Raw genomic sequence first — 14,605 nt, forward strand, 5'->3', positions numbered from 1 at the left:
TTGAGAATTGTGTTGTTTTCTTCGACGACTAAAATGCAGGAAAAAACCAGAAAAACGGCAGTAATGAAACCCCACATGAGCTTTTTTCGAATTTTACCATCGAAAGAAAGAAGGCCAAATGAAGTCAGTGCAAAACTGGAAATCATAAGGAAATTGCTTATCCTGAATGAAAATAAAGGAGGAAGATGATCTCTAAAATTAAACAAAACGATAGCGAATACCTGAAACGCAATTCCTAGTGCAACTATTAGCAAATACCATCGCTTGTGATGGTAATAATACTGATAGATGAATAAGGCAATAATGAATAAATTATTGAGCGCTAAAAAAAACAAAATTGAAGGGTAATCTAGGGCCATATTGCTATCCTCTATTCATTTGAGTATGCTAAAGATTAGAAAATTCACGCAATAATCAGGTTTTTAAGTGTGATTCTTAAAACTTAAAATTACATCTGAAAAGAGTCCCTTAATATGATTTCAGTCATTGATTATCATTGACTTCTTTCTTACATCACTTAACAGCTCCGAAAGCTATTCCTCCATATTAGCTGTACCCTACCCCATCGTTCAGCTTCCTCGGTCTGTGTGACACAGACCGAAACAATGGGTAGGTATGTGTTCAGTGAGCGCGCAAATCACGGTTAGGTTTTGTACCCTAATTAATAAACACATCACCTCCTATTCCTTCCTAATCAGCTGCACAGCATCCAATCGAACTCTTGCTTTTTTTATCAGGGCGGATAAGGTATTACGCTCTTCCAGCCCTGCCTGAATTTCATCCGCCCTAATATCTTTGTTCTTTTTTTGCAAGGCGGTAAGCCGATTGATTTCATGATCCAAAGTTAATTTCATCCGCTCTAAACCCTTTTTAATTTCTTGTTCACCCATTTGCTCAGCGATTTCTGTAGCGGATAAAATCATATTCGGCAGTAGGGTATCTACAAATGCTTCATTTTCTAGTAAGGGTTCTATTCTACCGGGTACTAAGTTTTTGTTTAGCATTGCTACCGAATAGCTATCTGTTACTTCTTTAGCTGTATGGTCTACTACAATTCTAAGCGGTGTATCGGGAAGGAACCGGTCTATATCAGTACTTTTCTTGCCGGCTGTTTCAAGGACAAAGATTAATTCAAGTAATAGGCCTGGATTGCCAGTTCCCCGAATCAATCCACAGCTGGCAGTTCCCAAGGTCGAGCCTAGCACCTTATCAATAGCACCGGTTGCCATGGGATGATCCCAGGTAAGAAAGCTTACATCCTCCCTGCTGAGCGCCCGTTTTCTATCAAAGGTCACCTGGATGCCTTCCCGCGGGATGGACGGAAACACTTCTGCGCTAAATGAAGCCGGATGCAACAGGTACGTCCTTGACGCAAGGTCTTCCATCTCTATGTCAAAATGCCTGAAGACTTTCGTTAGATATGTTTCTAATGTGGGATCATTATCTTCCGCCTGGATTTGCTCAATCAATCTTTTTGCTATTTTCGGACGAAATGAGTTCATTTCCAGCAATTTATCGCGTCCCTCAGCAAGGGCTTTCTTGAGTTCTATTTGATATTCAGCTGTTTCTGTAATCAATATTTCCAGTTCCTTCTGAGCCCCTTCGAATGATGGTATTTTGGTAATGTTGAGTAATCGCTCACTGAACAATTTAGAAATAAGATTGCCTCCCTCAAGATTTCTATTAAAAGCATCCAGTCCTTCATGGAACCACCTGACAATGAGCTCTTGTGGACTGCCAAGTAGATACGGAATATGTATAGTAATGTCCTTCTTCTGTCCTATTCGGTCAAGGCGGCCTATTCGCTGCTCCAGCAATTCGGGATGGAAGGGCATGTCAAAAAGAATGAGGTGATGGGCGAATTGAAAATTCCGGCCTTCACTCCCTATTTCTGAGCAGAGGAGTATTTGCGCCCCATCAGGCTCAGCAAACCATGCAGCGTTTCTATCCCGCTGTACAAGTGTGAGGTCTTCGTGAAAAACGCTTGCTGTAAATTCCGGGAAATTACTTAAAGCCGATTCTAATGCCAGTACTTTTTCTTTGGAGGTGCATATTAAGAGCATCTTTTCAGGATGCATTTCCTCCATTTTCCCAACCAGCCACTCCACTCGCGGATCTTCTTCAAACCACAATTCCTGTTCAGGTTTTGTTTCGGATTCCCTTTCCATATCCAAGGAAAACTCTCTTGTTAAGCGCTCGATCCAAAGGCTATGATTTTCTCTTTCCTGAAGGGGAATCAGCTGGGCAATACGCTCGGGGAATCCGCTCATAGCCAATCGGGTATTTCGAAATAGAACCCTACCCGGACCATACTGATCGAGCAAATCTTCAATTAGGTTGTGCGTTGTAAGTTCATCTTTATTGGCTAGCAAGGCGATTCTTTCTTTAGAGAAAATGGATTCTAACAGCCTGAGGTCTTTAGCTTTTAAGTCTTTTCCTGACGAGAGCTTTTCGACGATAGCAGCAATATCTTTATTTCCGTCAGATTCGTGGATAAAATCATCGTAATTGTTATACCTGTTGGGGTCAAGTAACCTAAGTCGTGCAAAATGACTTTCTACCCCTAATTGCTCCGGCGTAGCAGTAAGGAGTAGTAACCCTTTTGCCACCTTACTCAGCAATTCTACAATACCATAGTCTGGGCTTACCTCGTCAACTGACCACTCAAGATGATGGGCTTCGTCAACAACCAGCATGTCCCAGCTGGCAGAAATGGCCTGTTGGGTGCGTTTTTTTGAACCTGCCAAAAATTCGATGCTACAAATAACAAGCTGATCATCGAGAAATGGATTTACCTCTGGCGCACCTTTTTCAAGAGCCGAACAACGTTCTTCATCGAAAATGTTAAACCAGAGATTAAACTTTCTCAATACTTCCACAAACCACTGGTGGATCAAGGATTCGGGAACAAGGATAAGTACCCTTGATATTCTACCAGTCACCAATAAGCGGTGAAGAATAAGGCAAGCCTCAATAGTTTTTCCCAGTCCAACCTGATCGGATAGCAAAACACGGGGCGCAAACCGCGAACTCACCTCATGGGCTATGTATAGTTGATGAGGAATCAAATCAATTTTACCCCCAACAAATCCATGTACCGGAGAAATTCTTCTTTGATAATTATGATCGAGCGTTTCTCTGCGCAGCGCAAAAAATTCTGGCGAATCAATATCTCCCGCAAATAGCCGATCATCCACCGTATGCGAGATAGATACATCTCCAAGTTCGGACTCACCCAACGCTCTGTTGCCCCCAAAGTACACATACAGCCCATTTTCAAATTTAACTTCTTCAATCAACATCGCATGTCCTTGCTGATCTACGATGGTATGTCCTGGTTTAAAAATAGTTCGGAGCAAAGGAGCACTTTCTATTGAATACAGTCTCACTTCGTCTGGCACCGGAAAGAATATCCTCACCTTGCCTTTACTGACTTCTGTCACTATGCCCACTCCGAGTTCAGGTTCTCCGGAACTGGTATATCGTTGATTTAGAAAAAATTCTCCCATGAATAAGGATTTTTGTTTAGAGGATTAATGTAAGTGATTATCCGCATCCGTGATCGGATGATGCCAGTAGCCCCACATTTTTTTTACTGGCTGGATGACCCCGTCCACGTCGGGCTGGCGAGGACGGGTGACCCGTCTCGGCGAGGCAGGCCGAAATGGCCTAAAAGATAAAGCTCACCAAATCCTTGGATGCTTTAATCTCTTTAGTGGTAAAAAAGCGGATATATACATGTAAAAAACAGCAGACTTGTGTTTATTATTTTTTTAGTTTAAAACAAGAATAGCAGAAAAGAACCAAGTTTTTGGTTCAGATGACCAGCTTACTTAGTCTGTTTTCCACAAGTAAACAATAAACATGTTGTCGTCTGTAGACACAAACTACAGTTAGAAAGGGGAACAAACACGATTAGGATAACCTTAAACCTGCTCCAAACTTTTCTTAGTCTTTCTATAGGTATAATTGGGGTAAATAGCCCGCTTGGCAAAACGGTTTAGCTTATCGCTATTGATCATTTTTCGATAAACATTCGGTGTGACACCAAAGTACTCATAGGTAGTACCGTCAAGAAACGTGATTTCAAGCAGCAATCCCTTGTGGTGATAATCTGCAATCCCCGCGTTGTTAATCGTTTCTGTATAGGCGGCCAAATTAGCTTCTATGGTTTCCGGTGCTATACTTACCAAAAAATGGTAACCATCAATAATCCTTCGGCTTTGTATTTCTGCTTCTGCATGTAAAGGATCTCCATTTTGAAATTTGTCAGGGTGCCATTCCTTCACTAAATCCCTATAACTCTTTTTCAAGGTCTTCAAATCGATTTGCTTTTCCACTCCAAAGAGCTTCTTATATTCATTGATGCGCTTCATATCGTATTTCTTTGCGGGCGCAAAAGTACGCCTTAATCTGACGGTAATTACTATTCCATCCTTTGCTTTATTTATATCATCAGTCTACATCAAGCTCCTCACCCTCCTCTCACTCCTTGATCCAAATTTACTCCCGGCACAACCGGGAGTAAGCATAACCAATCTGTATAAATCAAGAGGTGAAAGGCAAAATCACAAATCCAAAATTTTACCGGCTTCATTTCAAAATTCATGAGACATAAATAGCCATATGCACAATCATTTATCCATTGCAACGATCATCTTTTTGGTCTATATTCACTATACCTTACTGTATTGGAAAAGCGACGAGACGTAAGCAATAAACTGAATGAAACACCATCAAAAAACAGTATGCCTCGAATACATATTCACTTTAAAGAAATACTAAAGTATTTGACGTTAGCCGGTATACTGTTGTCTTTTGATATGTTTGCACAAACATATGATGGCTTGGATCAGCTTGACGGACACAAACTTCAAGTTTACTATAGTCAAGGCCTAGGCAGCTCACAAAGGGTGAATGAAATTGCCATTCGTTGTGACAGCGTTTATTCTTTCTACGAATCAACTATAAATTTCAACCCGACAGGTGTGAAATTGTTAATCCTTGATCCTGACGATTGGACCAAGTTTGCTCTAACAGGTGCACCTTATGGAGTTCCTCATTACAAAAGCGACAACACACTAGTCATAGCTTCCCAGAACAATGGTCTTTGGAAAAGTTTTTTGCCGCCAATAGACAAGCTCCCACAACAACTTGCAGAAGAAATATCCCGAATCTATGTTGACAAAGACGGCAATCCAACGATGCAGCCTTTTTTTGACTTGCTGGCAATTCATGAGCTAGGTCACGCTTTTCACAATCAGGGAGAACTCACAATGCAGAGACATTGGATGACCGAATTATTTGCAAACATTTTTCTACACACCTACATTGCTGAGAAAGAACCCATCCTATTACCGGCTCTTACTGTTTTCCCACAGATGGTAATAGCTGCTACCGATTCTGAATTTCAATTTACTACCTTAAGCGACTTTGAGGCTAAATATGATGAAATTGCCAGAAGACACCCCAAAAACTACGGATGGTATCAAAGCAGACTTCATTCGGCAGCAGCAGATATTTACAATTCAGGCGGCGGAGATGTGTTTGCTAAACTATGGAGAGCATTAGAAAAACATGAAGACAAGCTCACCGATGAAAATCTCGCTGTTGTATTGAACACTGAAGTTCATCAATCAGTCGCCAATGTATGGCTTAAATGGGATGATCATTAATACACTTCGGGTAAAGCAACGTCCTAAAAATGTCAGAACAGTGGCTGAATCAACCTTTTCTGGCTGAACGTTAAAGTCATCGCCTTGCTTGCATCGGAATCCTTCTCTATCTCTCCTTAATAAAACATATCTGTTACGCAAAAATTAAAGAAGCATTGACATTACAACAACTTCAGCGTGCAACATTAAAAAGTCAACGATTAACGCAAGTATCTCCATTTGGAAATGGCAAAATCGCAGTGCTTAACGCTTTGGAACACCTTGGGTATATACAAATAGATACATTATCAATAGTCGAACGTGCACATCACCATACACTATGGACAAGAATCCCAGACTATAAACCCGGATATCTGGAAGAGTTAGTATCGGAGCGCAAAGTATTTGAGTATTGGTTTCACGCTGCTTCATATCTTCCAATGAAAGACTTTCGCTACGCACTACCCCAAATGCTGGATGTGAAACGAAATAAATCCCACTATTATAATGCAGATCCAAAAGTCATGCGCTATGTAATGGATACAATCCGCTGGGAAGGGCCAAAAAAATCAAGAGATTTTGAAAGTATAAGTAAAAAACCGGGGAATTGGTGGAGTTGGAAACCAACCAAACTGGCTCTGGAAAGGCTTTTTATGCAAGGAGATTTAATGATTTGCGGGCGAAGCGGTATGCAAAAAACCTATGACATCAGCGAAAGAGTGCTTCCGGACAACATTGACACGACGGAACCAACTCCAATGGAGTTTGCTGAATATTTGGCAAAAACATATCTACTTGCCTATGGATTTACTACACTAAAACAAATTACACATCTGAGGAAGGGAGAATTGTTAAAAAAGAATGTAACTGAAGTTTTAAATTCAATGCTGCAGCAAGGCACCGTACAACAAGTCCCTATTGAAGGCATGCCTTCTGTTTTTGTACAAAGTGATTTAGTCGATAAAATATATAGAAAACCAACTCCTAGTGTCCGGCTTCTCTCACCGTTTGACAATTCAATTATTCATCGTGACCGCATCAAACAGCTTTTTGGTTTTGATTTTCGTCTTGAATGCTACACACCAAGAGAAAAAAGACAGTACGGATACTTCTGTTTACCTATTTTATTCGGAGACACATTTATAGGCAGAGTGGATTGCAAAACGCATCGAAAAGAGAAACAACTCGAGCTAATACACTTACACATTGAAAATACAACTATCGACATTGAAGCATGGCTAGCCCCCTTTATAGCAGCAGTAAATAGCTTTGCTGATTTCAACAACTGTCACTATTTAACACTTACAAAAGTCAGCCCGTCCACATTGACAAACACATTAAAGCAAGCTTTTCCAAAGTTTTGAACTTTGGAAGAGTAATCAAACCAACCCATTTTTTTCAAGGATTAAACTATTCACTCTTCAAACAAGAGCAATACTCGCCTAGCTGACAACCGTCAGAATTCCCAGTACAAAAGTCAAAACAATAATATCCATGTTTGAAAATCATAACCGGGCCGACCAAAATCTCCATGAGCAATTCATATCTGCGCTGTTGCGGAAGGTCATCCGGAAATGCTACCTCTAAATTCCACGATTTCATCATTGCTACAAAAGCCGTTGTCACTTGAGCCAATTGACTTTCAGAGAGCTTTTCTTTAGGAGGAAAGCTTTCTCTCTTTAATCCGCAATAACGTGAAAATCCAGGCATTGGCTCCTGACTAACAAATTTCTCAGATTCTTCAAGTGCTTCTTCCAAATCCTCTTCTTCAGTGTTTTTCTTTGTTTTTCGGAAATAGTCTGATGGGCGATGCCCTTCCGCTATATCCTCTAAAAGGTGGTTGACATAAGCTTGCATATAATTCAAAATTAGTCTTCATTCTAGTTGACTTTCGTCCGTAAACGAGCATTTTTGTTCGAAAACCCACTTCAATTAAAGAAAAATATCTGTTTATCAACCCTTTCACCTTTCTTTTTCTGGCACGATAACAGTAATTACATTGGCACTTTCAACCAAGCTCCAAAGAAAATGTGGAAAAACTACTTACGCATAGCTTATCGGAATCTTCTCAAGCATAAAATTTTTAGCACCATCAACCTACTCGGTCTTGCACTGGGAATGACCGCATGCCTGATCATATTGCAGTATGTCAGATTTGAATTGAGTTATGACCGTTTTCACGAAAAGTCTGACCGAATCTACAGAGTCCAACATGACCGATATTCCGACGGGGAACTCCAATATCAAAAAGCTCAGGCATTTATACCTACAGGTGAAGCAATGATGAATGAATATCCTGAGGTGGAAGATTACACCACCATGTTCAGAATCAGTGCGGAATCAGATATAGTCATGACCCATTTGGCAGATGATGGTGAAATGTTAAGGTTCCCCGAAAAGGAAGTTTACCACGTGAAAGGAAATTTCTTTGAAGTCTTTTCCTTTCCCATCATAGAAGGGAATTCAGAAATCAAACAGTTGGAGCCAAAGACGGTCTTGGTTTCCCAATCCACTGCATCTAAATATTTTGGAAACGAATCTGCTATCGGAAAAATAATCAGTCATAATTATGCGGAAAATTATGAGATAATAGGTGTTTTTGAGGATGTTCCCGGGAATGCACATATGAAATTTGACTTCCTCTTTGCTTGGCAGGAAGTATCAAGTGATGGAGGTGATAATGAAAACTGGAGATGGGACGGGTTCTACACCTATCTTTTGTTAACTCCTGATGCTGATATTCCAGTATTGGAGGGGAAATTCCCATCATTTGTAGAAAAATATAAAGCAAGCAATGTAAATGCCAGCATCAATTCGGCATTCTCACTTCAGCCGCTGACATCCATTCATCTAAATTCCAACTTACTGGCTGAGGCAGAACCCAACAGTGAGGCAAAAATCGTCTATGCCTTATTGGCTATAGCTGTTTTTGTGATGATCATTGCCTGGATCAACTTTATCAATTTATCAATCTCCAGATCACTGGAAAGATCGAAGGAAGTTGGAGTCCGAAAAGTCATCGGATCCAGCAGATTGCAGCTTATAAAGCAGTTCCTAACTGAATCGCTTGTAATGAACCTACTGGCAATTTCCCTTTCATGCATTTTCTTGTATTTACTTGACCCATATATTTCATCTTTCATCGGTGGAGGATCAGCTCTTTCACTTTTTTCCAGTACTGATTTTCTCATAGGAATTATATTGCTTATACTCATTGGCAGTGCATTGGCCGGAATGTACCCTGCATTTGTCACCTCTTCCTTTAAGCCTGTACTTGCGCTGAAAGGTGGCTACACAAATCATCACAAGGGATCACTTTTCAGTCTGAAACATGGTCTGATTGTATTTCAGTTTATGATTTCCATTGGGTTGATTGCCGCTTCTACTGTTGCTTACCGACAACTCAGCTTAATGAAAAACAGCAGCTTGGGCATCGACATCAAAAGCACTATGGTCGTCAATACCCAAAAGACTTTTGGCCCTCCAGGATCTGATTCTGTCTTTACCAGCAGACTGAATACCTTTAGAGATAAACTGAATGCAAATAAGGGGGTGAAAGGAATAACAGCTTCGCATGATATCCCGGGAAAAGAACACCTGAGTATGATGCCAAATTTTAGACATTTTAAAAATACGGATGAACTTGTAACCCTTTACTTCACCCGTATGGACTATGATTTTATTCCAACATTTAATGTCGATTTAATTGCCGGAAGGAATTTTATTGAGGGTGTAGACAATCGGTCCTCGATAATATTAAACATGGAAGCTGTTCAGGTTTTAGGATTTGAAAATCCTGAAGAAGCCATAGGCCATGGAGTCAATTGGGGAAATGAAAATCTGGCGAAAGCTGAAATTGTAGGGGTCGTGGATTTCAGGGCAGTTTCGTATAAAGAATCTAACTATCCCGTGGCTTACACCTCTACTTTCTTTCCTTACAAATATGTCTCTGTCAAATTTGATGAGATCAATGGAGCAAACGCAGCAGAGCATGTAGCGATGATCCAGAATAGTTGGAATTCAGTTTTTCCCGATCAGCCGTTTGAATTTTTCTTTTTGGATGATTTTTTCAACAGTCAATACCAAGCCGACCAGAAATTTGGGCAGCTGCTGAGTGCCTTTACTTTTCTAGCAATTATAGTGGCTGGTTTAGGGCTTTACGGAATCACCCTCCTTACTGTATCTCAGCGGATTAAAGAAGTGGGATTACGGAAAATCATGGGCGCCTCAGTCTCCCAGATAGTCTCTTTACTTTCGAAGCAATTCATGGTCTTAGTTCTAGTGGCAGGGGTGCTTTCCGTTCCGATTATTAAGTTTACTATGGAGCAATGGCTGGCAAACTACCCTTATCGGGTTGAAATTTCCTGGTGGATCTATATGCTTCCAATAGCCATGATTTTACTGATTACCTGCTTTACCATAAGCTTCCAGATTATTAAAGCCTCCCTGATTAATCCCGCGAAATTGCTTAGGCATGAATAGGGTGATCTAAGAGTATTTCTATACTAGAAAAAACATCTTGTACAACATCACGTACAATTTTCTATCTTTGTAAAAACCTGAAAATCATGGATGTCACTACCTACTCTAATTTTCGCCAGAATCTGAAGTCCCATCTCGACGATGTGGTCAACGACCAGAAAGCCTTGTATGTCACCCGAGCCAATGGCGAAGATGTCGTTGTCCTATCCAAATCCGACTATGAAGGACTACAGGAAACCTACTATCTGATGAGAAGCCCAAAAAATGCTGAACGATTGATGGAAGCACTCAAAGAATTGGATGAAGGAGGAGGAATTAAAAGAGACCTAATTGAAATAGATGAATAGCACTTCCAGCAGATGAACATTATTTTTTCAAATCGAGCTTGGGAGGATTACCTCTATTGGAATGCTACAGATAAAAAGATCTTCAAGAAAATTAATTCGTTGATCAAAGAATGTCAACGCACTCCTTTTTCAGGAATTGGCAAACCCGAACCACTGAAGCACGAGCTATCCGGTGCATGGTCACGAAGAATTGACCGGGAGCATCGGCTGGTGTACCGAGTCAAAGACGACCCATTGGAGATTGCTCAGTGTAGACATCATTATTAGTAAAACCGGGTTTATAGAGATCTTCGCTTAAGTTCATACTAGACTTTTGATAAACATTTTATTAGAAGCGTCCAGCGAACTCTACAATGTTCTGTCCCATGAAAATGTCCATAAAGGAATGACTGCGAAGCAGTCGAACACTGAATAGCCACCCATGAGATGGATGGATCAGTTAGCCTACGCCCACGTGAGTGTCTCCACTCACGTGTTCAATACTCAAAATAAATTGCTTTATCCATGAATTAGGAAGCACTCAATTATTTCACTACCGAATTAAATGAAATTCCGACCAAAGATTATAAAACCCATATCAGTTAGCTGTGAGTGAAGACACCCACAGCGGCAAAAGTCTTTGCGCTTTCTTCGTAGCTAAAAACAAAAAAACCGAGCCTCTCAGCCCGGTTTACACTTTTATATCATTCAGGAATTAATCGACTAGCGATACGCTTATTTCATCACCTTCCTTCGTCACTTTAGCAACTCCCTTGCCTGTAAGGCCTTTCATTGCTACATCCCATTTTTTACCACTTAATCCAGCTTTCCCTTTCAAGTCGGCGATTGCCACTGGAGATTCTGCTTTAAGCAATTCAAAGATTCCTTTCTCCTCCTCAGTCATTTCCACCTGCTTTTTCTCTGGTCTCATCTGAGGGAAGAATAGTACTTCTTGGATCGTGGTGTTATTTGTCATTAGCATAGTCAGACGGTCTATACCGATTCCTAAACCTGAGGTTGGAGGCATCCCGTATTCCAAGGCACGAAGGAAATCCTCATCCATCGCCATTGCTTCGTCATCCCCACGCTCTGCCAGTTTCAACTGATCCTCGAAGCGCTCACGCTGATCGATAGGATCGTTTAGTTCGGTATAGGCATTCCCGATTTCTTTTCCATTCACAAACAACTCAAAACGCTCCACCAAACCTGGCTCGGTTCTATGTTTTTTCGCCAAAGGCGTCATCTCTATAGGATAATCCGTGATGTAGGTTGGCTGGATCAGGTTGGCTTCCACCTTCTCAGAGAAGATCTCATCCACTAGTTTGCCCTTGCCCATAGTCGCATCAGTCTCTATGCCCAAATCAGCGCAGACTTGACGAAGGCCTTCCTCATCCAGCTTGCTGACGTCGATACCAGCATATTCTTTGATGGAATCGTACATGGTCAATCTTCTATAAGGTCCAGCAAATTCGATTTCATTTTTACCGACCGTTATTTTGGTTTTGCCGTGAATCGATTCAGTCACCTGTTCGATCATTTCCTCCACCATTTCCATCATCCAGATGTAGTCTTTATATGCTACATAGATTTCCATGGAAGTGAATTCAGGGTTGTGCGTGCGGTCCATGCCTTCATTTCGGAACATTTTCCCAAACTCATACACCCCATCAAATCCACCTACAATCAACCGCTTCAGGTATAGTTCATTCGCAATTCTCAGGAAAAGCGGCATATCCAAGCTATTGTGATGGGTTTTGAAAGGGCTTGCCGCAGCTCCTCCGTGTACAGCCTGAAGGATAGGAGTCTCCACTTCCAGCCATCCATGATCGTCGAAATAGCGACGCATCTGAGTGATGATTCTGGAGCGGGTGATAAAAGTCTTCTTCACCTCCGGATTTACCGTCATATCTACGTAGCGCTGACGGTATCTCAACTCCGGATCTGTAAATCCATCGTGTACATTTCCATCTTCGTCTCTTTTCACCACAGGAAGTGGCTTTACTGATTTGGAAAGCACTGTCAACTCAGTTACGTGAAGAGATATCTCACCTGTTTGAGTTGTAAAAATATAACCTTTCAAGCCTAGGAAATCACCGATTCCCAAGAGCTTTTTGAAAACGGAATTATATAACGTCTTGTCTTCGCCTTCACAGATATCATCACGGCGGACATAGAATTGCAGCCTACCGGTAGCATCCTGAATCTCGCCAAAGGAGGCCGAACCCATGATTCTACGGCTCATCAAACGGCCTGCTATCGAAATGCTCTTATAGTCATTCTTGCGATTTTCATAGTTACGATGAATATCCTCCGCAGTGACATTGATTGGAAATGACTCAGCTGGATAGGGATTGATCCCCAGCTTCATCAGTTCTTCCCGATCCTTACGTCTTTCTATTTCCTGTTCGCTCAAAAGTTGCATTGTATTGTTTTGAATTTTTAAGTTCTTGTTTGTTATGGCAGGAAGACCGCAGTCTGGAAACCGAAGTCGGTTTCTACGGTCTTCGGTCTTCCGACTTCCGTCTTGTGATCTCACGCTTTATCAACGAAAACTCCCTACTGCTTTGTCCTGCAATACTGGAATTTTCAGAAGCTCTACGGATTAGATATGGCATCACTTTTTCCACAGGACCATATGGCACATATTTCAAGACTCGGTATCCTGCATCAGCTAGATTGAAGGAAATATTGTCACTCATTCCATAGAGCTGCGCAAAGAATACCCGATCTGAATTTTTATCTATACCATGCTTCTCGATCAGTTTTACCACCAGGTGGTTACTCGCTTCATTGTGCGAGCCGCTGACCAGATACACACCATGTTCGATGCAGAACCCCACCCCCAGATCATAGTCTTTATCCGTTGCTGATTTGCTAGGCTGAATCGGACTTTGATAGCCCATTTCAGCTGCACGTTCTGCCTCTTTTTCCATATATGCGCCACGTACCAACTTTGCTCCCAATAAGTAGCCTTTAGCTTTTGCTACCGCTTCAGCTGCTTTCAGACGGGCCAGCATATCATGTCTGTACATCTGATAAGTATTGTATACAATGCAGGTTTTTAGATTGTACTTCTCCATGGCTTCGTACGCCAACTCATCAATCACATCCTGAAACCAAGACTCCTCTGCATCAACCAATATTTTTATTCCCTTTTGGAAAGCTGTACTGCACAATTGATCTACCCGCTTTTTCATTCGGTCAAACGCAAGGCTTTCTTCCTTTGAAAGCATCTCCCCCGCTTGCATCTTAGTCATGATCTGATAATCACCAAGCCCTGTCACCTTAAATACAGCAAATGGCAAAGACGATTGATTCTCCGCTTTCTCAATAGTTTTCAAGATCTCGGCGCAAGTCTGATCATAACTTGCTTCATCCCCTTCTCCCTCTACCGAATAATCGAGTGTGCTTTCCACTCCGTATTCGGCTAATTTCTGTGCGGCCGATGTGCTTTCCGCTATCGTCTCTCCTCCACAAAAATGCCCGAACATCGTCCGCTTCATAATCCCTTTTATAGGCAAATGAAGCCTAAAGCCCAAATTAGTCAGGGCAATTCCGAGATTGGAGACAAATTTATTGTTCAACATGGCAAAAACCATGTACATTTTTCTGAGTTCTGAATCACTTTTTGATGCAAAGGCAACCTTTAAATTCTCAAAAGAAATAGTGGGTTTGGCGGGCATATTCCGGAAATAAAGCTGCAAAGATATTAAAAAAACTGCTTTTGCTTTCCTTTTGTTGGGATAATTCAGGTGAGGAATAGGGAGTTGAAATCATGCCTGACTACCGCCTTTAGGTATGAAGCAAGTAAAACATAGCGGCATGTCAATGCGAGGTTCCATATAAAACCAGGTACGTGCATTCATGTGGATACTCATATTCCAAAAAATATTTTACAATCAGAAAAACAGAATATTGTCATAAAAACAGGATATTATTCCGAAAATAGCCGCATTATTATTGGAAAGCAGAAGTTTTCAGGAAATTTCCTGAAGTGTTGGGGATTAAATACTATAGGCAGCAGAAAATTAATTTTGATTTTAAAAATCACCACTTTACATTTGGCACATGTTAAACACAGCAGCGACATATTTTAGCTTCTTTTACTTTTACTTTCGAAGACAAAATCGAATCGGAGTTGTG

At 41.2% G+C, this 14,605-nt stretch carries 10 protein-coding genes; 5 read left to right on the forward strand and 5 right to left on the reverse strand.

Annotated elements, in window-relative coordinates; all coding sequences use genetic code 11:
* Positions 1-680 precede the first annotated feature (680 nt).
* Entirely contained in the window at positions 681-3,509 is a 2,829-nt protein-coding gene (rapA, locus tag ID165_RS16870; RefSeq protein ID WP_192346261.1) for an RNA polymerase-associated protein RapA, read from the reverse strand.
* Positions 3,510-3,926: 417 nt separating this feature from the next.
* Positions 3,927-4,376: a KTSC domain-containing protein gene (locus ID165_RS16875; RefSeq protein WP_192346263.1), complete on the reverse strand. Its 450-nt coding sequence runs from the start codon at positions 4,374-4,376 to the stop codon at positions 3,927-3,929.
* A 315-nt stretch (positions 4,377-4,691) separates the two neighbouring features.
* Here ID165_RS16875 and ID165_RS16880 point away from each other — a divergent pair, with 315 nt between their 5' ends.
* Positions 4,692-5,675, forward strand: a complete 984-nt coding sequence (locus tag ID165_RS16880) for a hypothetical protein (protein ID WP_225586803.1) — start codon at positions 4,692-4,694, stop codon at positions 5,673-5,675.
* A gap of 155 nt (positions 5,676-5,830) precedes the next feature.
* A complete protein-coding gene (locus ID165_RS16885) occupies positions 5,831-7,018 on the forward strand; it encodes a winged helix-turn-helix domain-containing protein (protein ID WP_225586805.1) in 1,188 nt (395 codons plus the stop codon).
* 46 nt (positions 7,019-7,064) lie between these two features.
* On the opposite strand, the gene ID165_RS16890 is transcribed toward ID165_RS16885, so the two are convergent.
* Positions 7,065-7,511 carry a hypothetical protein gene (locus ID165_RS16890; protein ID WP_192346267.1) on the reverse strand — a complete coding sequence of 149 codons (447 nt, stop codon included), beginning with the start codon at positions 7,509-7,511 and terminating at the stop codon, positions 7,065-7,067.
* A gap of 171 nt (positions 7,512-7,682) precedes the next feature.
* On the opposite strand from ID165_RS16890, the gene ID165_RS16895 reads away from it, so the two are divergent.
* The 3 genes from ID165_RS16895 (at position 7,683) to ID165_RS16905 (ending at position 10,750) form a co-directional block, all read left to right on the forward strand.
* Positions 7,683-10,136, forward strand: a complete 2,454-nt coding sequence (locus ID165_RS16895; protein ID WP_192346269.1) for an ABC transporter permease — start codon at positions 7,683-7,685, stop codon at positions 10,134-10,136.
* A gap of 86 nt (positions 10,137-10,222) precedes the next feature.
* Positions 10,223-10,483 carry a type II toxin-antitoxin system Phd/YefM family antitoxin gene (locus ID165_RS16900; RefSeq protein ID WP_192346271.1) on the forward strand — a complete coding sequence of 87 codons (261 nt, stop codon included), beginning with the start codon at positions 10,223-10,225 and terminating at the stop codon, positions 10,481-10,483.
* Positions 10,484-10,495: 12 nt separating this feature from the next.
* Positions 10,496-10,750, forward strand: coding sequence for a Txe/YoeB family addiction module toxin (locus tag ID165_RS16905; protein WP_192346273.1), 255 nt, complete (start codon positions 10,496-10,498; stop codon positions 10,748-10,750).
* 427 nt (positions 10,751-11,177) lie between these two features.
* Here ID165_RS16905 and lysS read toward each other — a convergent pair whose 3' ends face one another.
* Together lysS and ID165_RS16915 are read right to left on the reverse strand one after the other, a co-directional pair.
* Positions 11,178-12,884: a lysine--tRNA ligase gene (gene lysS / locus ID165_RS16910; protein ID WP_192346275.1), complete on the reverse strand. Its 1,707-nt coding sequence runs from the start codon at positions 12,882-12,884 to the stop codon at positions 11,178-11,180.
* Between the two features lie 73 nt (positions 12,885-12,957).
* Positions 12,958-14,145, reverse strand: a complete 1,188-nt coding sequence (locus ID165_RS16915) for a proline dehydrogenase family protein (RefSeq protein ID WP_192346277.1) — start codon at positions 14,143-14,145, stop codon at positions 12,958-12,960.
* Positions 14,146-14,605 lie beyond the last annotated feature (460 nt).

This window comes from Algoriphagus sp. Y33, from assembly GCF_014838715.1.
Taxonomy (GTDB): Bacteria; Bacteroidota; Bacteroidia; order Cytophagales; family Cyclobacteriaceae; genus Algoriphagus.

Excerpts from the sequence above, each read along its gene's own strand:
- rapA (WP_192346261.1), bottom strand. The coding sequence starts at position 3,509 with ATGGGAGAATTTTTTCTAAATCAACGATATACCAGTTCCGGAGAACCT.
- ID165_RS16875 (WP_192346263.1), bottom strand. The coding sequence starts at position 4,376 with ATGAAGCGCATCAATGAATATAAGAAGCTCTTTGGAGTGGAAAAGCAA.
- ID165_RS16890 (WP_192346267.1), bottom strand. The coding sequence starts at position 7,511 with ATGCAAGCTTATGTCAACCACCTTTTAGAGGATATAGCGGAAGGGCAT.
- ID165_RS16895 (WP_192346269.1), top strand. The coding sequence starts at position 7,683 with ATGTGGAAAAACTACTTACGCATAGCTTATCGGAATCTTCTCAAGCAT.
- ID165_RS16900 (WP_192346271.1), top strand. The coding sequence starts at position 10,223 with ATGGATGTCACTACCTACTCTAATTTTCGCCAGAATCTGAAGTCCCAT.
- ID165_RS16905 (WP_192346273.1), top strand. The coding sequence starts at position 10,496 with ATGAACATTATTTTTTCAAATCGAGCTTGGGAGGATTACCTCTATTGG.
- lysS (WP_192346275.1), bottom strand. The coding sequence starts at position 12,884 with ATGCAACTTTTGAGCGAACAGGAAATAGAAAGACGTAAGGATCGGGAA.
- ID165_RS16915 (WP_192346277.1), bottom strand. The coding sequence starts at position 14,145 with ATGCCCGCCAAACCCACTATTTCTTTTGAGAATTTAAAGGTTGCCTTT.